21 protein-coding genes are annotated in these 19,244 nt (G+C 30.9%); 17 read left to right on the top strand and 4 right to left on the bottom strand.

What is annotated here, in order from left to right; genetic code table 11:
* Positions 1-394 precede the first annotated feature (394 nt).
* The 3 genes from rpiB (at position 395) to SJY17_RS03855 (ending at position 2,276) form a co-directional block, all read left to right on the top strand.
* Positions 395-829, top strand: a complete 435-nt coding sequence (gene rpiB, locus SJY17_RS03865; RefSeq protein WP_397364156.1) for a ribose 5-phosphate isomerase B — start codon at positions 395-397, stop codon at positions 827-829.
* A 3-nt stretch (positions 830-832) separates the two neighbouring features.
* Positions 833-1,750, top strand: coding sequence for a cation diffusion facilitator family transporter (locus SJY17_RS03860; protein WP_397364155.1), 918 nt, complete (start codon positions 833-835; stop codon positions 1,748-1,750).
* An 82-nt stretch (positions 1,751-1,832) separates the two neighbouring features.
* Positions 1,833-2,276, top strand: coding sequence for a GNAT family N-acetyltransferase (locus SJY17_RS03855; protein WP_397364154.1), 444 nt, complete (start codon positions 1,833-1,835; stop codon positions 2,274-2,276).
* Here SJY17_RS03855 and SJY17_RS03850 read toward each other — a convergent pair.
* From SJY17_RS03850 to SJY17_RS03835, 4 genes are read right to left on the bottom strand one after another with little or no spacing between them, the layout of a single operon-like run.
* On the bottom strand, positions 2,273-3,157 hold the full coding sequence (locus SJY17_RS03850) for an OmpA family protein (RefSeq protein ID WP_397364153.1): 885 nt from the start codon (positions 3,155-3,157) through the stop codon (positions 2,273-2,275). The genes SJY17_RS03855 and SJY17_RS03850 overlap by 4 nt on opposite strands.
* 59 nt (positions 3,158-3,216) lie before the next feature.
* Complete coding sequence (locus SJY17_RS03845) at positions 3,217-4,851, bottom strand: S41 family peptidase (protein WP_397364152.1); 1,635 nt, start codon at positions 4,849-4,851, stop codon at positions 3,217-3,219.
* Between the two features lie 27 nt (positions 4,852-4,878).
* Entirely contained in the window at positions 4,879-5,241 is a 363-nt protein-coding gene (gene rnpA / locus SJY17_RS03840) for a ribonuclease P protein component (RefSeq protein WP_397364151.1), read from the bottom strand.
* A 6-nt stretch (positions 5,242-5,247) separates the two neighbouring features.
* On the bottom strand, positions 5,248-6,060 hold the full coding sequence (locus tag SJY17_RS03835) for an XRE family transcriptional regulator (RefSeq protein WP_397364150.1): 813 nt from the start codon (positions 6,058-6,060) through the stop codon (positions 5,248-5,250).
* Between the two features lie 341 nt (positions 6,061-6,401).
* On the opposite strand from SJY17_RS03835, the gene SJY17_RS03830 reads away from it, so the two are divergent.
* From SJY17_RS03830 to SJY17_RS03765, 14 genes are all read left to right on the top strand, one after another.
* Positions 6,402-9,857: a hypothetical protein gene (locus SJY17_RS03830; RefSeq protein ID WP_397364149.1), complete on the top strand. Its 3,456-nt coding sequence runs from the start codon at positions 6,402-6,404 to the stop codon at positions 9,855-9,857.
* 178 nt (positions 9,858-10,035) lie between these two features.
* The gene (locus tag SJY17_RS03825; RefSeq protein ID WP_397364148.1) at positions 10,036-12,057 is read left to right on the top strand and encodes a hypothetical protein; all 2,022 of its coding nucleotides are present in this window, start codon (positions 10,036-10,038) and stop codon (positions 12,055-12,057) included.
* A gap of 17 nt (positions 12,058-12,074) precedes the next feature.
* Positions 12,075-12,284 carry a hypothetical protein gene (locus SJY17_RS03820; RefSeq protein ID WP_397364147.1) on the top strand — a complete coding sequence of 70 codons (210 nt, stop codon included), beginning with the start codon at positions 12,075-12,077 and terminating at the stop codon, positions 12,282-12,284.
* Positions 12,285-12,401: 117 nt separating this feature from the next.
* Positions 12,402-12,698: a toxin glutamine deamidase domain-containing protein gene (locus tag SJY17_RS03815; protein WP_397364146.1), complete on the top strand. Its 297-nt coding sequence runs from the start codon at positions 12,402-12,404 to the stop codon at positions 12,696-12,698.
* Entirely contained in the window at positions 12,673-13,074 is a 402-nt protein-coding gene (locus SJY17_RS03810; protein WP_397364145.1) for a hypothetical protein, read from the top strand. The genes SJY17_RS03815 and SJY17_RS03810 overlap by 26 nt, the downstream gene beginning before the upstream one ends.
* A 459-nt stretch (positions 13,075-13,533) precedes the next feature.
* Positions 13,534-13,989 carry an SMI1/KNR4 family protein gene (locus SJY17_RS03805; RefSeq protein ID WP_397364144.1) on the top strand — a complete coding sequence of 152 codons (456 nt, stop codon included), beginning with the start codon at positions 13,534-13,536 and terminating at the stop codon, positions 13,987-13,989.
* Positions 13,990-14,570: 581 nt separating this feature from the next.
* Entirely contained in the window at positions 14,571-14,915 is a 345-nt protein-coding gene (locus tag SJY17_RS03800; protein WP_397364143.1) for a hypothetical protein, read from the top strand.
* Between the two features lie 294 nt (positions 14,916-15,209).
* Positions 15,210-15,401 carry a hypothetical protein gene (locus tag SJY17_RS03795; RefSeq protein WP_397364142.1) on the top strand — a complete coding sequence of 64 codons (192 nt, stop codon included), beginning with the start codon at positions 15,210-15,212 and terminating at the stop codon, positions 15,399-15,401.
* Complete coding sequence (locus SJY17_RS03790; protein WP_397364141.1) at positions 15,401-15,826, top strand: hypothetical protein; 426 nt, start codon at positions 15,401-15,403, stop codon at positions 15,824-15,826. The genes SJY17_RS03795 and SJY17_RS03790 overlap by 1 nt, the downstream gene beginning before the upstream one ends.
* 126 nt (positions 15,827-15,952) lie before the next feature.
* Positions 15,953-16,510 carry an REP-associated tyrosine transposase gene (locus SJY17_RS03785; protein WP_397364140.1) on the top strand — a complete coding sequence of 186 codons (558 nt, stop codon included), beginning with the start codon at positions 15,953-15,955 and terminating at the stop codon, positions 16,508-16,510.
* 194 nt (positions 16,511-16,704) lie between these two features.
* Positions 16,705-17,040 (top strand): hypothetical protein, encoded by a 336-nt coding sequence (locus SJY17_RS03780; RefSeq protein ID WP_397364139.1) that lies wholly within the window; start codon positions 16,705-16,707, stop codon positions 17,038-17,040.
* A gap of 436 nt (positions 17,041-17,476) precedes the next feature.
* Positions 17,477-17,908 carry a TIGR02594 family protein gene (locus SJY17_RS03775; RefSeq protein ID WP_397364138.1) on the top strand — a complete coding sequence of 144 codons (432 nt, stop codon included), beginning with the start codon at positions 17,477-17,479 and terminating at the stop codon, positions 17,906-17,908.
* Positions 17,909-17,920: 12 nt separating this feature from the next.
* A complete protein-coding gene (locus SJY17_RS03770) occupies positions 17,921-18,349 on the top strand; it encodes a phage holin family protein (RefSeq protein ID WP_397364137.1) in 429 nt (142 codons plus the stop codon).
* Positions 18,350-18,633: 284 nt separating this feature from the next.
* Positions 18,634-19,236 (top strand): hypothetical protein, encoded by a 603-nt coding sequence (locus tag SJY17_RS03765; protein WP_397364136.1) that lies wholly within the window; start codon positions 18,634-18,636, stop codon positions 19,234-19,236.
* The last annotated feature ends 8 nt before the right edge of the window (positions 19,237-19,244 follow it).

Raw genomic sequence — 19,244 nt, 5'->3', positions numbered from 1 at the left:
ATTGTTTATAACCTAAGTTAACAATCAATTTTTAATAAGTATTTTATTTTTTAGTGTTGGTATGTGTAGTTTTTTGTCTGACAACTTAACTAAAAAAAAGGGTTAACTTTTTTGGTGGTTAAGTTTACGTTTTGGTTTGTAAAATTAACTGGATAATCCTAATTAAAGTTTTTAAAAAGTATAAGAAGATATTAACAAGTAATAAAGATTTAAACAAGGAGAAGTTAACAATCATTAATCAGCTTATATTTTTAAAACCAAAGACTAAATTAATTTTTATGAATAAGTAACACAGTATTAGTTGTTAATAGTTGTTATCAATTATTAACTTTGAGGTTATAAACAATACACTAATATATTTTTGCTTAAGCAGAAATTTAAAATACTTTTTTAAATGAAAATAGCAATAGGTAATGATCACGCAGGAACAGACTATAAATTTGCAATCGTTAAACATTTAGAAGCAAAAGGATACACTGTTAATAACTACGGTACAGATGCAAATGATAGTGTAGATTATCCAGATTTTGTACATCCTGTGGCTACAGATGTAGAAAATGAAACAGTAGATTTTGGTATTTTAATTTGTGGAAGTGCTAATGGTGTTGCTATGACAGCAAATAAACATCAAAAAGTTAGAGCAGGAATTTGTTGGACAAAAGAGATTACTGCATTAACAAGGCAACATAATAATGCAAATATTATTTGTATTCCTGCACGTTACACAGCTGTGCAGCAAGCAATAGCAATGGTTGATACTTTTTTAGAGACTAAATTTGAAGGTGGACGTCACCAAAACCGAGTTGATAAAATACCTGTAAGCTGTTAAAAAATGGGTCACAACCACTCACATAACCATTCACATAATCATAACGACTTAAAAGGACGTAACTTAATTATATCTATACTTTTAAATATTTTAATTACTGTTGCACAAGTTATTGGTGGATTAATTTCTGGTAGTTTAGCTTTGTTAAGCGATGCATTACACAACTTTAGTGATGTATTATCATTAATTGTTAGTTATATAGCTAATAAATTATCTAAAAAAGAAGCCTCTTTACAACGGACTTTTGGTTTTAAACGTGCCGAAATTTTAGCTGCTTTTATAAATGCTTCTACATTAATTATAGTCGCTGTTTTATTAATTATAGAAGCTATTAAACGTTTTCAAAACCCTCAAGAAATAGAAAGTAATTTGGTTATTTGGTTATCTCTTTTAGGAATTTTAGCTAATGGATTTAGTGTATTATTATTAAAAAAAGATAGTCAAGCAAATATGAATATGCGAAGCGCATATTTACACTTATTAACAGATATGTTAGCAAGTGTTGCAGTGTTAATAGGTGGTTTATTAATGAAATTTTACCAAGTGTATTGGGTTGATAGCGCTTTAACTTTAGCAATAGCTATTTACTTAATTTGGATGGGATTTGATTTATTAAAAGCCTCTACCAAAGTCTTAATGTTATTTACTCCAGACACTATTCCAATAGATCAAATAGTAAAAGAAATTAACGCTTTCGCGGAAATAAAAAATGTCCATCATATACATGTTTGGCAACTTAATGAAGACGAAATACATTTTGAAGCGCATATTGATTTTGAAAATGATATTACTTTATCTCAGTTTGATAAAATCCTTCATGAAGTTGAAGAACTATTATTTCATAAATTTGAAATTAATCATGTTAACATCCAACCAGAATATGGTAAAGATGATATAAAGGATGTAATTGTACAGGATTAATTTAAGAGATACGTCACAATTTTCCTTCGTCGAATCACTCTAACTGACAATAGTAAAAAGTATTCCTATTATAAAACACACTATGCTAAAAATAATTACCAAAACCTTTCAACAATTAACAACAAAAGAGTTGTACGATATCCTTCAGCTTAGAAGCGAAGTCTTTGTTGTGGAGCAGGATTGTGTTTATCAAGATATTGATAATAAGGATCAAAAAGCATTACACGTAATAGGTTTTAAAAACGAAAAAGTTGTGGCTTACACAAGATTATTTAAACCAGGAGATTACTTTGAATTATCAAGTATTGGTAGAGTAGTGGTTGCTGAAAAAGAACGCGAGCATAAATACGGTTATGATATAATGAAAGCTTCAATTGACGCTATTAAAACACATTATAACCAAACCAAAATTAAAATTTCAGCACAATGTTATTTAAAAAAATTCTATAATAATTTAGAGTTTTTTGAAGTAGGAGAGGAGTACCTAGAAGACGGAATACCTCATGTTGGAATGATTAAAAATTAATCCTCTTTACCAACATAAGTTACTAAAATCTCGACACGTCTATCTAGTTCTGGTGCACCACCAAGTGGAAATTTACGACGCATACCAACGTATTTCATACGTTTTTTATCAACCCCTTTTTTGGCTAAATAATCATAAATGTATTTTGCTCTAGCAACAGATAGGTTTCGTTTTTTAGTCTTTTTATCAATAGCATCACGACTCATTTGTGTACAACATACATGACCTTGGATGGTAAAATAGATATTCTTTTTTTCTACCAACAGTTTAGCTAAATCTTCTAATGTTTTTTTAGATTCTGAAGTAACATAACTATAGCTGGTTTTAAAATATATTTTATCTAATGTAATTTTATCACCTTTTTTAATTGTCCCTTTAGCAATATCATCTGTAGTCTTTTTTGCGTTTGCTTTAGGCTCTTCAGTTTTTACCTCAACTACCTCAACAGGTTCCTCTTTTTTAACCTCTTCTTTTTTTGGAGGTTTTGGCGTTACAATAATTTCTACTTTACGGTTTAATCCTCTTATTTTATGGACTTCGTTTTCGTTTAAAACCTTTAATAAAATTTCACCTTTACCATTAACATTAGTTATTAAACTTTCTTCAATTCCATAACCAGAAAATAATTCTTTTATAGTATTAGCTCTGTTTTGGGATAGTTCTAAATTATAGTCATTTGTACCTCTATCATCAGTAAAACCATAAATAGATATTTTTTGAATTTGGATAGTGTCTAGACTAGAAATAAAAAGCAGAATACGGTTTTCTTCTGTTAATGGTACGTCGTACTCGTCTGTATTAAAGTATACATCATGTGTTAATTCGCTTTGCGAAAAACACATAGTTGTACTTAATAAAATGAATAAAAATAAGTGCTTCATAACTTTAAACTAGCATTAAATATACCAAAAATTTAATATGTTAAAATTTTTAGCTTTTTTTAGTTTAAATATCTGTTATATTTTGAAGGATTTGATAATATATCTGTTGCAGTTTTAATCTCTTCATTATTGGTTTTGTAATAGTCATATAACCCTTCTCTGTAGACGTAACGTTTAACAATTTCGTCTGTTAACAGATTTATTAATTGTTTTTTATTATCCTCAACAGCTTTAGCTTTAGAGTGATCTAAATTTGTAATTAATGTTTTATAATCTCTACTAATATCATCGTCTAAATTTTCTGTTTTAGAAACTTCTAACGCTTTTTTAAGTGCTTTTTCTGTTTCTGTTTCAAACTCAAAACCAGTCGTGTTTAAATAACTTTTAAAAGTATTAAAGTCTGCATCTGATAATTTAAATGTAGAGATGTCGTTAATTTTATTATCATAGTAGTATTTGGTAGCATAATCAAAAATACTTTGGCTGCTTAAAATAGCATCTGTAATTGCAGTGTTTTTTGTTACCTCAATTGCTTCATCAGGAAAAACACCTCCACCATCAAAAACTTTTCTTCCATTTTTGGTTTTAAAAGCGTGATAGTTTTCTTGTTTAACACGTACAGCGTTTCCGTTTTCATCTCTATTCCAATAATCTAAAGCCTGAATACAGCGTCCTGAAGGTGTGTAATATCTAGAGATTGTTACTTTTAGTTGTGTACCATATGTTAATTTTTTAGGACGTTGGACCAATCCTTTTCCAAAACTTCTTGAACCCACAACAACAGCACGATCTAAATCCTGAAGTGTACCAGATACAATCTCTGATGCAGATGCACTACGACCATTAATTAAAACCACTACAGGTATTTCTGTATCTATAGGTTCTTTTTTAGTGTAATAGGTTTTGTTGTACTTTTTAACTTTAGATTTTGTAGTTACTACTAATTGTCCTTTAGGTACAAAAAGATTAACCACATTTACAGCTTCGTTTAATAAACCTCCTGGATTACTTCTTAAATCTAAAATAATTTGTTTGGCACCTTGCGCTTTTAAATCTTTTAATGCATAACCCGTTTGTGCAGATGCTTTGGCGTTAAATTTTTGAAGTACGATATAACCCGTTTGTGCGTCTATCATAGAAAAATGAGGTACTGCATCAATTTCTATTTCAGATCGTGTTACAGATGTTTTGTTTGTTTTTCCTTGACGTTTATAAGTGACTTCTAGTGAAGAGTTTGGAGCGCCTTTTAATAAGTTTGATGCATCTCCTTCATAACCAGAAATAGAGACACCATCTACTGCTGTAATCTGGTCTCCAGCTTTTAAACCAGCTTTGTCAGCTGGATAACCCTTATAAGGTTCAACTACAACTAATTTATCTTTTAAGGTTCTTATTCTTGCACCAACTCCAGTGTAATCTCCTGTACGACGTATGCGTTCTGCTTCTACATCTTGCTCGTTATAAAACTTAGTGTAAGGATCTAAATCGTTTAGCATGTTTTTAATGGCATTATCCATTAGATCAGCTGGATTAGTTTCGTCCACATAGTTCATATTCAACTCTTTAAAAAGCGTTGTAAAGATTTCTATTTGCTTAGCTATTTCAAAAAAATCGTTTTTAAAAGCGGTTCCAGTAAAAAAGATGGTGACAGCAAATATTGGAATTAAAATGCGTCGTTTTAGTAAGTTTTTCATTTGTATATTTTTATAATTTCTAAATAATTATTTAGAAATATGGTCTTTAAATTTTATTAATAATGTCTTCATTTTAGCATCAACTAACTTAAAATCTGGCATTTCTTTACTAATATATAAAATCATTAACGTGTAATTGTCAATTTTATGGTCTATTAACATAGTTTTATTAAGTCTATAAGCCTCTCTAAGTAGTCGTTTTACACGAATTCTGTCCACTGCTTTTTTAAAATTACGCTTGCTAACAGACACACCAACCTTAATTGATTTGTCCTTTTTTAAATACACCATCCGCAAAGGATATGCCGAAACCGATTTACCTTCTGCAAATAATTGCTCGATTGCTTTTTGGCTTTTAAGTTTTTCGTGTTTGTTAAACGTTAAACGCATCCAAATTTAATTTTTTAAAGTTTTGGTTTTAGCACTTTCTTGAAGTTCTGCTATTTGACTTTCCAATTCATGTAATCTATCATAAACATCAATAGGTTCTGGCATTTGTTTGGACGCAAACATTGTGACATACCAAATTTCCATAATATCTTCTGCATCTATAGTGTACATTGGATAGTTTCCGTCTTTATTATCACTTTTTAAAATCAGTTTTCCACGTTCTTCAATTCGGTTAATAACACGTTTTAAAACAATACCATCATTTTTACTAACAATAACGTAAACACGACCATCTTTAACATCGCTTAAGTCCTCAACATACTTACCAAACACCAAATCGCCATCAAAAAAAGTACGTACCATAGAGTTGCCTTTTACTTCAAAACACCTAAACGTTCCATTGTTTAATTGAGGCATGTTAAAGGATGGTAAAGTCTCTATATACTCGCTATCTCCATAACCATCTAAATAACCAGCTCTAGCTTTTACAGGCACATAAATGACGTTTTCTTCATTTTCTTGATTTACAGAAATAACTTGAGGGACTCCAGAATATGTTTGAATTTGAGCCACATCCTGTTTTAGCATTACGTCGCTTTTTCCAAATAAATAGTCAGGATTTATATTAAACTCTTCAATTATAGCGCTTAATACATCATAACCAGGTTTTGTTTTTTTACGCGACCCATCATTTTGCGGACGACCATTAACAATACTGTCTATAGTGGTTCCCGTAACACCTATACGTTTTGAAAACGCATAATTATTAAGCTTAAAGTGGTTAATAATTTCGGTAATCTTTTCATCTATCTGTTTCATTGCTCAAAAAATAAGAGGTTAAAACTTTTTACAAAATTTATTGTAAAATGTTTGTTTTAGTTTGTAAAATGTTGTATTTTTGTCTCGTTAATGAACCGCTAATATACAAAATTATCTAAAAATCAAACATTTGTATAAATTTTAATTAACAAATACTAGGTTTTTAAAAGTAAATTTCTTTAAAAATTAAATATTAGCACAACCATTCAACAAAATGTTAGAATGACTCAAATTTTTATGTCTTAAGTAATTAAGGCTTGATTAAGGTAAACCTGTTAGAAAAGCGAAACGACAACAGTGTTCTTAATTGAACCATTATTAATTAAATAAACATTTAAAAAATGAGTAATAAAATTAAACAGAATCTATTTAGATTCGTAACCTTACGTAACCCACAATTAATTGATGAAAAAGAGAATCATAAAGGATTTGTGTTTCATCCAAACGAAAAGTCTAGTCTATTTATTCAAGCTATAGAAGGAGTAAAAGAAGACTCTAAAAGTCAAGTTTTAGAAGACGTAAGTAAAAATTTTAACGGTTTTAAAACCAGAAAAGAAGTTAAAGCTGTTAACCAAAAATTATATGAGTTTTCCTCTTGGTTAATGCGTAATAAAAACCATTTAACATTTCAGGCAATTAAAGAAAATGCTAATGGTGTTTTACCTTTAGACAAAGAAAAAAAACAAGATCTTTTAGTTTGGGACAACTTGATTAATCAGACGGTTACTAAGCAATCTGTTTATGTGCGTGAAGCATTAATCCAAGTCTTAATTGCTAATCAATTTTTACAAGGATTTATCGATTTTTCTTCTGTATTAAAAGGAGAAGATATTGTATTTACTGAAGATCAAGACCAAGACTTTGTTAGACGTGCTAATGCAAGCGTTGTATTGTCTAAAGCTTTGTTTTCTAGCGCAACAGTATCAGAAACACCAAAAAGAGTGTCTGCATCAGCATTTAAAACTTTAGAGGATACAAGCGATGTGGCAATTGCTAAATACCATAATGGTAATTATAAAGCGTTAATTGAAGAGTTAAAACCAATTGAAGTTAAATACAACAAAGACCATCAAAAAGCCTACAAAGCGGCTTTGGCTAGTCATAATAAAGTTGTAGAACAATTAATTGAAGAAGCAGAACCAGTTATTACTGAAGAGACAGACCCTAAAACAGGAGAAACGATTAAAGTAACAACTTATCCAGATTTAAAGCTTCCAAAATTTGAATTTACTAAAGAAGAAGCTATTACAGTTCATTATTTAGAGGGTAAATTATCAGACGTGTCTTTATTGCTTTTTAATACAGAGCAATTAGATATTTATGATTCTTTTGAAGAAGTAAATCAGGCTTTAAAGTCTAAAATAAAAGCTAATAACCAAATTGTTTTTAGTAAATCGGCAAAACAATCTAAGCGAGTAAAAATTGGAGGTGTAGTTACAAGGGTAAATGAAGGGGTTCCTGTATTGGATTATAATATTCCACCTTTAATGGAAATAAACCCAGCTGGTTTAGTCAGTCCTTTTATGGTATTTTATAACGTAGTAGTGTCAGCACAAATCGCCAGCATGACATACACTATAAATTTCCCAGACGGAACATCAGATACTGATACAGGGTTTAGTATTGTGCCAGTAGCTAATGATATGATAAGACTTTTCCCTAACGGAACAACTTATCCTGTTAGAGTTGAAAACTATACTATCTCAGGAGAAATCACATTACTATCAGGAGAAAAATACAGCTTTACACAAGTAGTAAACAGGAAATCTAGATTTAATATGGGTAATTTCCAATTGGTTGATTCTGGAACTCAAACTTCTGATGATAATCGTATTTATGGTGTTACTAACTTAGGTATTGCAGACTTTAGACGCGTAGAGCAAGAAGTATGTTGTTATGTACCAGGAGAAGTATCGCATATTGAAAACGTGATGGCTCGTGAGTATAAAGAGCGTGCAACTAGAAGTTTAATAAGTTCTGAAGTAACAACCGAAAGAACAGACGAAACAGAAAGAGAAAACCTAACAGACACTACAACTACTGAGCGAAATGAAATGCAAAGTGAAGTAGCTTCTGTAATTAATGAAGATAAATCTCAGGCCTATGGAGCAAGTGCATCTGTACATGGAGGCGGAGAAAAATGGGGATTCAATGCTGGTGCTTACGCAGATTTTTCATCATCAAGTTCAACATCAGACTCAAATAGTCAAGCCTTAACCCATGCACAAGAAGTTACTGAGCGTGCTATGGAGCGTATTGTTTCTAAAACACAAACCAAGCGCACGTCTCGTATTTTAAAAGAGTTTGAAGAAAACAACAAACATGGTTTTGATAACACAAAAGGAGAGGATCACGTTACAGGTGTTTACCGTTGGGTTGATAAGATTTATAAAAATAAATTAATCAACTATGGTAAGCGTTTGATGTATGAATTTGCAATACCAGAGCCAGCAAGGTTTTTAAAAGATGCATTATGGAAGAACATTGAAAACAACCAAGAAACAGAATCTTTAATTGTTTTACCAGAATTACCAATTCATCCAAGCGCTTTAGCAGAAGGGATTTCTGATGCTTCTGAGCTAGATGAAACTAATTACCAAATTATCGCAGCATCATATAATGCAGAGGTTAACGCAGCTCCTGAACAGTTTGATTATGTAGGAACGTCTTTTACAAAATCAGAACAAGCTGGAGATGGAGGTGATGGCACAAACAAGGCTTCAAAAGAGATTGTTAAAATACCAACAGGTTATAAATCTACTCATGTAAAAACTTCTGGTAGACATCATGGAGGAGTTGTTAATATTTCTATTGGAGGAATAACATTACCTGTTAACTATAGTCAATATGTAGAAATTCCAGCATATTTAGATGAGTTACCTGTTTCTGCTTCTATGGAATGGAACTGGGTTGCAGATACCACTATTGTAATTAAATGTGAAAGAACAGAAGCAGCATTTAAACAATGGCAAAACGAAACGTACAATGCTATTATGGATGCTTATAATGACCGTTTAAGAGAGTATAACGAAGCAATGGTAGCTAACGAAGTGCTTCCTACAGACGATAAATATAAGCTAACATTTAACCCATTACACAACCGTAGTTTAGAGAAAAAAGAGTTGAAGCGTATTGCTGTAGAGTTATTAATAGAGCAATCTAAAGTGTCTAAAGATAACTATATAGGTAGCACAATTGCTAAAGTTACTAAAGATCAAACTTTTGAAACACATGCTTCAACAGTAAAATTCTTTGAGCAAGCATTTGATTGGGAAATTATGGCTTACGTATTTTATCCATATTTCTATGCAGACGAGAAAGATTGGAAAGAGTTGTTTCAACAACAAGATGCAGCAGACCCATTATTTCAAGCCTTTTTACAATCAGGTATGGCAAGAACAGTAGTACCTGTTAGACCAGGTTTTGAAGATGCTGTAAACTGGTACATGACCACTGGAGAAATTTGGAATGGACAAGGATTAGTTGTAGATCAAGACGACGATTTATATGTGTCTATTGCAGAAGAAATGCAAACCATAGAAGGCGAAGTTGAAGGCACTTGGGAGACACGTCTACCAACCAATTTAACCGTTATTCAAGCAGGATCTATTGGTCTTAATGTTGATGGCTTACCATGTAATACAGATTGTGACGACTTTAAGTTGTTTGATTCTGATGGCGAAGAAATTTTAGACCAGAATAACGAGTCTTTTTCTAATCCAATTGAGCAAACCAACACGTTGCTTGGTGTAACAGAACCTGAAGCAGAAGCAACAACTAATACTGCAACTAGATAGATTTTAGCATAATCCTTTTTAAGGATTAGCAATTAATCCACCTTACCATTTGTCATTCAGAGCGTAAGCGAAGAATCTTATAAAACCAAACACCTCTTAGTTCTAGAACCCTAAGAGGTAAAGGTAAGGTGTGTTTAATTGTAACTAAACTAATGTTTAACAAATAAAAATAAAAACAATGAGTAATACATTTCAATTTGCAGAACGGTTTGGTTTTGAACCACCTTTTGAGTTTTCAGAAACCTTAGATAAAGAAGTAAAAATATCAGAAAGTAATGATTTTAATGGCAAAGGTATTGTAACTAATGGAATACGCTTCATGAGTGAATCAATATATAATCAAAAATACAAAGGAGCTTATATAAGCAATTTAGATGATAACCTATTTTTGTTACTAGCAAAAAAAAATAAACCAACAAAAAAGAATATTGTAGTTAAATTAAGTGATTCAGGAATCACACACGAAAATGTTACTGAAATATTTAACATAGCCTTAGGTAAAAACCTTGTAAGAAGTATTGAAAAAGATACAAGTAATAAAGTTGTAAAAAATTATGTTAGCGATATATTGGACTGGATGGAAATCCCTTCAAGTGATAAAAGAACAGTTTTGACTGGTATTTTACTTTCAAATATAGAATCTTATGTAAAGAAATACCCATCAACTTATGAGTATACACCTCCAAACGGATTTGAAGAAGCATTTAAATTTTTTCAAATGTGTTTAGAATTAGGTGTTATGGATATTTCTGAAACAGCAGATTATGTTTCAGAAAAAATCATATTAGCTCTAGCAAACACTATTAGAGGTTTAGAGCTTGGAGAAGAAAAATGGAACCCTAATGTAGCAAATACAGATTACGGTAAAGAAAATAACCTGGAGTACGACCCACTGTTAGTGGACTTTTCTCAAATAGCAGAAGCGTTTAGTAAATTTGCAGATCAGTTTTTATTAGATATAAGTAATGATGAGCATAATCAAAAATACGCAGAACTAAAATATGACTTATGGAGCATTGTATCAAGAATGATAACTTACGTTAAAAAAACTATAGTATCAGCAATTCAAAACATTATTAATAAGGTAGACACCTCTGTTAAAAAGTATAATGCGTATCTAGTTGGCTTAATTAATGGTGTAATTAGGTTTATTGCTAGTATAGTTGAAGCTATAGGTTTTATTATAGGGTTGTTAAACTATGATAATTTAACATCAACAATAGATAGCCTTAGTCAATTTTTTAGCAAACTAGATTGGCCAACTTTTAAAAAAATTATAAGTGATGAGCTGTCTGAGCTTTTTAACTTTATGGATGGTGATGAAGCATATAAAAACGCTTACGAGTTTGGCTTGTTTATACCAAAATTAGTAGAAATTGTTTTAGATATAATAGGCTTAGTAAAAGGAGTAAGTAAAGGTGTTAAAAAGGTAGTAAACTTAGCTAAAGATTTACCAAAACAGATAGAAAACGTAAATGCTGCTTTAAAACAAATCTCTGCAGCGTTAAAATTACCAAGCATCCCTTTAAAAACCATAAAAGCACTTAAGCAAAAAGGGATTAGCCTAGATATTAAAGTTAAATATGCTTTTGATTTAAATAGTGCTTTTCCTGGGTTAAGTTTTCCGAAACGAACGGTTCGAGGAAGAGATATTAAAGTTTCATTTAAGGAAATAACCTTAAGAGTATTTACTGATGAAAAAAAAGCAAAAAAATTTTTAGACGATTTTCTTGAAGGAAAACCTTTAGGAGGTAGAGGCCCAAAAAGAATTGGCACTATAATTGGTAAATTTAGTAAAAGAAGTTTTAATCCTGAAAAAGCAGGAGGACCTATTTTAGATTTAGACTGGAAAGACATTCGTATTAATTCAGAAGGACTGGAGGTTGTTAAAAAACATTTAAGTAGATTTGGATATGATGAATGGAATGAAAGAATGATAACTCGATTACAAAAGATAATTAAAGGTGAAATTAATGTTACAGATTTTGATAAACGATTTTACACTCATGAAAAGCGAGAGTATGAAAGATACACTGAGTTAGGTTTTGAAGAAACTCTTCATAAAGATGTTCCTAATAAAGATGAAGTGTGGAATGATGCACATACCGCAACATTAGAAGATTATAAAGTTTACGAAAAGATAGAGCATGAAGGAAAAGAGATGTTAAGTCTTTATCATCCAGAGGTTCAAGTTAATTAATATTTAAAGAAAAAAAAATGAATTATAAGAGATTAATACTAGAAATAATTAATAAAAACGCTCCATTAGGAATCCAAAAATTTGATAGATTGTTTTACTCAATTGCTGATTATAGTGTAAGTTGGACAGAAATTGTTAAGGAGTTAAGAAAAGATGAATTATTAGATGAAGAAGAGTTTATTCTAACAGAAAAAGGAATAGAGTTTCTTAAACAAGAAGGCTATTAATGAAATTAAGTAAAAGCTACAGTTTAATTGCTGTAGCTTTTTGTATTTTAGAAAAGTGTTAGATTGCTTGCTGTTGTGCGCACTCGTTACAAACGAGCGCGAGCGTGGGGAAAAGTAGTGATTAAAATATCATATGAAGAAGGAACTTTTTTAACTGTACTTGAAAAAGAGTATGGTAAAAAATTCATAAAAGATATTACCCCAGATTTAATTAGAAAGACATTGAAACCCGGACAAAGAGGTATTGTTTATGGGCAGAAAAAAGGAAGTAATCTAGGACATGTTTTTAATGTAATCAATGAAAATGGAATAATCAAATTTTTAGATGGGCAAAAAGTGGTCAAAAAAACTGCGGATACTCAGAAAGCTGATTTAATATATGATTATTATGAGTTCTTACCTACTAATTTTTAATAATTTAAATAAAAACAATATGTATACAAAAGAAGAGGCGCAAGTAAAAATGCAAAAATATGTTGGCTATAAAAACAGGTCTATAGAACTAAATCATGGTTATTTTCCTGGAGTAATTATCTATGAACATTTAACTGAGGATTATGGATTCGGTTGGGTTTTTTATTGGCAAGTGAATGATGAAGACGCAAAAGATCCTAGAAAAATAATCATTGGTAATGGTCCGATGCTCATAGAAAAAGAGACATTAAACATGTATATGCTCGGGACTGGTCAAGAAATAGCAGAACAAATAGAAGAGTTTAAAGAAGATAAAGATTCTTTTCTTCAAATTGAAGAAGATGAATGGGGTAATTTTGATGCCATAAACAGATAGTTTTCTCAAGCTAGCGCTCGTCTGTGACGAGTGACGATAACAGTAAGCAAAGCAAACAAAAGCTACAATAATTATATTGTAGCTTTTTGTATTTTAGACCGATATTACAACCTATACAATGCAACACGAATTGTTTCATTTAAAACTTTGGTCTAAGTTAGAGAAGGTTTCTGGTAAAAAAATTCACCTGCTAGCGCTCGTCTGTGACGAGTGACGATAATAGTAAGCAAAACAAACAAAAGCTACAGTGTGATTACTGTAGCTTTTGTATTTTAGAAAAGCGTTATATTTCTTAATCTTGTGCGCACTCGTCACAGACGAGCGCGAGCTAGGGAGAAATATTATTACGTCAACAAAGCTTAGGTCAATTTACAACTATAAATATTGATTATTCAATTTTCCCTAATGGCGAAATTGTTAAGAACAGTATAGAATTTAATAAATTTTTAAAATAAGATTATGAATATTAACTATTTAAACCTAATGAAAAACACTCCAGAAATATTTGGCTCAAAGAACCGAGGAATTTCGGAACAGGAAATATCACAATTTCAAGAAAAGTACAGTATAGCATTTCCAAAATCCTATCAAGAATTTCTATTTTTGGCAGGAGGTTATTGCAACATAAACGTTAGCTCTTTGGATTACGACTATGAAAGTCAAAACAACGTTAAAAACACACTTGAAAAAAACAACTTAAAAATTGAAGGCGGAGAGTTTTGGGTGATAAGTGAATTAGATGGAGGAGAACAGTTTCATTTCTTTTATTTTAATGACCCAGATGCAGAAGACCCAGAAAACCCACCTGTTTATGTAAGCCATCCGGCTTATTTAGACGAAGGAGGTGATTTAAAAAGAAAAATTGCTAATAGTTTTAGTGAGTTTATAGATAATATTATTAATAAATTAACGTAGAAATTTTTCAAGAAAATATAACAAAAGCTACAATTTAATTATTGTAGCTTTTAACGTTATGGCAAATACAACAAAAATAAAATATAAAAATAGTGGCTTTTGGATTGGTGAATCCGAAATGGAAATGGTTTTTTACTCCTGCTAGCGCTCGTCTTTGACGAGTGACTATAATAGTAAGCAAAACAACAAAAAGCTACAGTGTAATAACTGTGGCTTTTGTATTTTAGATATATTGTATTTGTTCTTGTGTGCACTCGTCACAGAAGAGCACCTGCTAGCACCTGCTAGCGCTCGTCTGTGACGAGTGACGATAATAGTAAGCAAAACAAACAAAAGCTACAGTGTGATTACTGTAGCTTTTGTATTTTAGAAAAGCGTTATATTTCTTAATCTTGTGCGCACTCGTCACAGACGAGCGCGAGCTAGGGAACCAGTAATTGAAGTAATTGGTCATTATTTTAATGTTATAAAAAAAGATGATATATTACTATTAAAAGATGGACAAATCGGAAGAAATGCTGTTATAGGTTTCAAACAGTATAAAGAATATAGATATTTAAAAACGAATTAAAACAGAAAACATGTTAACAGAACAAGAAATGAAAGCTATTGCAGAGCATTATTTAACATTTTTAGAGCGTAATTCTAGCACTGATATAGAATTAGCATTATATGATAATAGTATTAAAAAAGACTATGGAAACATCTATATATATCAAAATAAGAGATATATGGTAACTGGTGATGAACAATGTTTGTTAGGGGGAAACGCTCCTTTTTTAGTAGAAAAAGAAACTGGTAGAGTAGTCAGTTTTGGTACGGCTTATCCTAAAGAGCATTATTTTGAAGCTTATGAGAATGGAACATTAGAGCCAACATTAACTGGTTATTGGTACCCTGAAGACGAAAGATATAGTCATGAATAGATGACAAATAAAAAGCTACAATTTAATTATTGTAGCTTTTGTGTTTTAGATAAGTTTTTAAGGAAAATCATTTTAAAAGAAATATAATCATGACCAAAAAAGAACAATTAAACTTTATAGGGTATTACTATCAAGAACCAATGATGCTAGATGGTGATCCATTAGAGCTTTTTAAATATGCTCCTGCTAGCGCTCGTCTGTGACGAGTGATGATAACAGTAAGCAAAACAACCAAAAGCTACAGTGTAATTACTGTAGCTTTTTGTATTTTAGATATATTGTAATTACTCTTGTGTGCACTCGTCAGAATCTGTAAACTTAAATTTATTAAATAAATTTATAAAAGATAAAATCAAAGCTAAAGAAGCTGTTTTTGATACTCCAACAGGAATTCTTTCAAAACGGAATGGTTTTAGTGGTATTCCTGAAATAATAAAACAAACAGAAGAAGAAGTAATCGTGCTTTTTAAAAAACCAATAAAATAATGAAATATATAATAATTTATGCAGAGGGATTCCCAGATAAAATAATGATTGTTGATGAGCCTAAGCATTTTGACAGTCAAAACAGAATGTCATTCTTTAATAAATTTTATAATATTAAGAATACAAAGAAAGGGAGTTTAACCACTTTAGAAACTGCAAAAGTCTTGAAGTTAAAAGAAGAAATTTCTTTTTACCTTCAAGACTCTTACAGAAAAAGAGCGACTAAAGATATTACAGAAAAACACCATAAAGTTAAAAAAGTGTTTTTAGATAAAGAATATGAATTATATGTAATTGAAGATAGACTTGCTATTTTAGGAATTGATTTATATGACATTAATATTTATGCTAAAGAAAATAATATTTCTATACAATATAAAACAGCAAACTCCATTAAAGAATCTTCTCGTTTAGTACTAGACTAATAAATATAATTTAGACTTATACAGGTATATTCTCTGCTAGCGCTCGTCTGTGACGAGTGACGATAACAGTAAGCAAAACAACCAAAAGCTACAGTGTAATAACTGTGGCTTTTGTATTTTAGTGGTATGAGTAGAAAATACAAGTTTCATAATAAGTCTGGATTATACTTTGTGTCTTTTGCAACAGTATATTGGTTGGATGTGTTTACAAGGCAAGTCTATTTTAATGTATTAGTAAACAGTATTAATTATTGTAGAGCAGAAAAAGGCATGGAGCTATATGCTTATTGTTTTATGCCAAGTCATGTACATTTAATCTTTCGTTCAGCTAACGAACAGCCAACAGAGTTGTTAAGAGATTTTAAAAAGTACACTTCAAAAAAAGTAATTGAAGCAATAGAAAACAATCCGCAAGAAAGCAGAAAAGAATGGTTGCTATGGATGTTTAAAAGAGCAGGAGAAAAACAAGGTAACATTAGTAAATATCAGTTTTGGCAACATCATAATAAACCAATTGAGTTATGGAGTGAAAAGGTTATCAAACAAAAGGTGGACTACATTCATAATAATCCAGTAGAAACAGGTTTTGTTACAAAACCAATAGATTATAAGTATTCTAGCGCAAGAAATTTTCAAGAAGATAATACGGTTTTAGAAATAGACGATATTGGGTTTGTGGGATAAGTTATTCTTACCTTGTGTGCACTCGTCACAGACGAGCGCCAGCGAGGGGAATTATCAGATTTAATAAATGATTTAAACGTTTATAATCAAAATTTTAGACGACGATATAGCTTACCAGATGTCGATTTTGAATATTTTAAAAAATGGAATTTAGAGAGTGAATTAAAAAAAATAAATTTTTAAAAAATTAAAAAATGAATTATACTAAAGAACAAATAATCGAAGAAGTAAAACAAATTTTAGAAGATTTAGAATTAGACTATTATAAAGACAAAGAATTCAATGTTCATTTAAATGAAGAAGAATTAAAAGGTTTCGAAAAAGAGCACGATTTTATTAAACCATGGAGCTGTTTTGTTCAAACTCATGATTGGCAATTTGATACAGATGAAGGAGTTTATAGTTTTATTATTGATAATGAAAGCCCTAACAAAGTTCTCTTTATAGATGGTTCTGGTGGTCAAATTCCTCATTCGTTCATTAAAAAAGACGCTAACGGAAAATATTACAGAGATTATATAAAAAAATAGTCTTCTCCTGCTAGTGCTCGTCTGTGACGAGTGACGATAACAGTAAGCAAAACAACCAAAAGCTACAGTGTAATAACTGTGGCTTTTGTATTTTAGGCACTCTACGTGTTTAAAACAAATTACAAAATTTAACATATTTATTGTGTAAAATGTTTGTTTGTTCTTTGTAAAATGATTATATTTGTATTCGCTTTTCTAACAACGTTTACCGTTTGTTACATTCAATTCGTGTTAAGTAGAAATCCACAAACCTAGGTTAATCCTATTCTGGTTAAGAATTTTTAAACTAAAGTAATCTTTGGTCGAGATTTAGTCTGCTTAAAATAAAAATTTACACATATGTGTAAAAAATATCAAACACAAGCTTCGCGTTAATTTTAAAAAGCTTCCGTTTGATATAACAATTTCATATTAACTTTTTTAAAAACTTAAAGCTATGAGCATAATAAGCAAAGCGCTGTCAGAGTATGGCGTAAAAGAAGTGATAGGTACAAAAGACAACCAACGTATTATAAAATACTTTGATCAAATAGGTTTTAATGGCTCAAAGCTTAAAGACGAGACTGCTTGGTGCAGTGCGTTTGCAAATTGGGTAGCCAAAACAGCAGGCTATGAGTATTCTGGTAAATTAAATGCCAGAAGCTGGTTGACTGTTGGACAATCTACAAATCAACCAAGTGTTGGAGATGTTGTGGTATTGTGGAGAGAAAACCCAAAAAGCTGGAAAGGTCACGTTGGTTTTTTTATTAAACAAACCAAGTCTTATGTATATATCCTAGGAGGCAATCAACGCAACATGGTTTGCATAAAAGCCTATCCTAAAAGTCGTGTGTTAGACTATAAAAAACTCAAACAAATTAGTAATTAAACACATAAAAACATGGACAAAATCGTTAAATACATTTTTTGGTTATTAACGCTATTGTCTCCTGTAAATGGTGTCATGGTCACTATGGTATTTTTAATTGTAGTCGATTTTATTACAGGATCGTACGCCTCATTAAAAAATCATGTGCCTATAAGAAGTTCTAGAATTGGTCATACCATTTCAAAGTTTTTTATTTACAACTTGGTGATATTAGCAGCATTCTTTTTAGAAAAACACATTGTAAACGAAGTGCCTTTTTTAAAAATTATTGCAGGTTTTATAGCTATAGCCGAAATAAAATCCATTCTAGAAAACTTTAATAAAATCTATGGTGTCAACCCTTTTAAAGCCTTAATTAACTTGATTAAGCAAACACCTTTAAAAGAAACTTTAGAGTCACTTACAGAAGACAAAAATACGTCTAAAGACGTAAAAAAGTAATCAATTTGTCATTCCTGAAAAATCAGGAACACACTTTTATTTAAAAGCCTAAACACTTCCTGTATAATAACAGGAAGCAGGCTTTTATTTTCAAAAAATTAAAAAGAATAAAAAAAGAGAACAGATCACTTGTATTAATTAATAATGTCACACTGAGCTTGTTGAAGTGCATTTATAATAACAAGTCTTTAAAATATTAAATAAACAATACGTCACTTCGAGTGATTTCGGGGTACGAGAAATTGTATCGAGAAGCCTCAAACGGACTATAAAACACAAAAAAAATGATAAACTTTTCAATAAAGACAGAACGCTTACTCTTGCTAGTCATACTAGCATTAGTAATTAGCAATTTATTTTTAAAACAATGCAGTAGTTTTAAAACGCAAGATCAACCAACAGTAACCATAACCAAAGACACCATTTGGCAAACCAAAGTAGATACCTTTAAAGTACAAACGGTAAAATATAAAAAAGTATACGTCAATACAGAAGACGCCTCACAAATAGTAGATACCATTCCAGAAACAGAAAACCAATCGCTTTTTGAAGCAGCTAGAGTCTATCAAGACACACTAAGTAATGACGATATTGATATCTACAGCTACAACCTACTACAAGGTAATTTGCTGGATAGTCAACTATCCTACAAACTAAAAATACCACGTCAAGTTACTGTAACCAAAACCATAGAACACCCAAAAACATTTAGAAGTGGTTTATATGCGTTTAGCGAAGTTGGTGGTAACCAACACACATTAGACAACCTTAGTTTAGGCTTACAATATAACCGTAAAGGCAAGTGGTTTGCTAGCTACAGAGTTAACCTAAGCCAATTACAAAGCCCAACACATAATGTTGGTGTTGGTGTAAGGGTGTTTAAATAATTTTAAAA

It is taken from the genome of Olleya sp. R77988 (genome assembly GCF_044594215.1).
Lineage (GTDB): Bacteria > Bacteroidota > Bacteroidia > Flavobacteriales > Flavobacteriaceae > Olleya.
This window is presented reverse-complemented; position numbering and strand designations above follow the sequence as displayed.

Bases quoted from the DNA above. Each gene is read 5' to 3' on its own strand.
- SJY17_RS03810 (WP_397364145.1), top strand. From the start codon at position 12,673: ATGAGTTCTTACCTACTAATTTTTAATAATTTAAATAAAAACAATATG.
- SJY17_RS03860 (WP_397364155.1), top strand. From the start codon at position 833: ATGGGTCACAACCACTCACATAACCATTCACATAATCATAACGACTTA.
- rpiB (WP_397364156.1), top strand. From the start codon at position 395: ATGAAAATAGCAATAGGTAATGATCACGCAGGAACAGACTATAAATTT.
- SJY17_RS03845 (WP_397364152.1), bottom strand. From the start codon at position 4,851: ATGAAAAACTTACTAAAACGACGCATTTTAATTCCAATATTTGCTGTC.
- SJY17_RS03855 (WP_397364154.1), top strand. From the start codon at position 1,833: ATGCTAAAAATAATTACCAAAACCTTTCAACAATTAACAACAAAAGAG.
- SJY17_RS03765 (WP_397364136.1), top strand. From the start codon at position 18,634: ATGATAAACTTTTCAATAAAGACAGAACGCTTACTCTTGCTAGTCATA.
- SJY17_RS03785 (WP_397364140.1), top strand. From the start codon at position 15,953: ATGAGTAGAAAATACAAGTTTCATAATAAGTCTGGATTATACTTTGTG.
- SJY17_RS03805 (WP_397364144.1), top strand. From the start codon at position 13,534: ATGAATATTAACTATTTAAACCTAATGAAAAACACTCCAGAAATATTT.
- SJY17_RS03775 (WP_397364138.1), top strand. From the start codon at position 17,477: ATGAGCATAATAAGCAAAGCGCTGTCAGAGTATGGCGTAAAAGAAGTG.
- rnpA (WP_397364151.1), bottom strand. From the start codon at position 5,241: ATGCGTTTAACGTTTAACAAACACGAAAAACTTAAAAGCCAAAAAGCA.
- SJY17_RS03835 (WP_397364150.1), bottom strand. From the start codon at position 6,060: ATGAAACAGATAGATGAAAAGATTACCGAAATTATTAACCACTTTAAG.
- SJY17_RS03770 (WP_397364137.1), top strand. From the start codon at position 17,921: ATGGACAAAATCGTTAAATACATTTTTTGGTTATTAACGCTATTGTCT.
- SJY17_RS03830 (WP_397364149.1), top strand. From the start codon at position 6,402: ATGAGTAATAAAATTAAACAGAATCTATTTAGATTCGTAACCTTACGT.
- SJY17_RS03820 (WP_397364147.1), top strand. From the start codon at position 12,075: ATGAATTATAAGAGATTAATACTAGAAATAATTAATAAAAACGCTCCA.
- SJY17_RS03850 (WP_397364153.1), bottom strand. From the start codon at position 3,157: ATGAAGCACTTATTTTTATTCATTTTATTAAGTACAACTATGTGTTTT.
- SJY17_RS03800 (WP_397364143.1), top strand. From the start codon at position 14,571: ATGTTAACAGAACAAGAAATGAAAGCTATTGCAGAGCATTATTTAACA.
- SJY17_RS03780 (WP_397364139.1), top strand. From the start codon at position 16,705: ATGAATTATACTAAAGAACAAATAATCGAAGAAGTAAAACAAATTTTA.
- SJY17_RS03790 (WP_397364141.1), top strand. From the start codon at position 15,401: ATGAAATATATAATAATTTATGCAGAGGGATTCCCAGATAAAATAATG.
- SJY17_RS03825 (WP_397364148.1), top strand. From the start codon at position 10,036: ATGAGTAATACATTTCAATTTGCAGAACGGTTTGGTTTTGAACCACCT.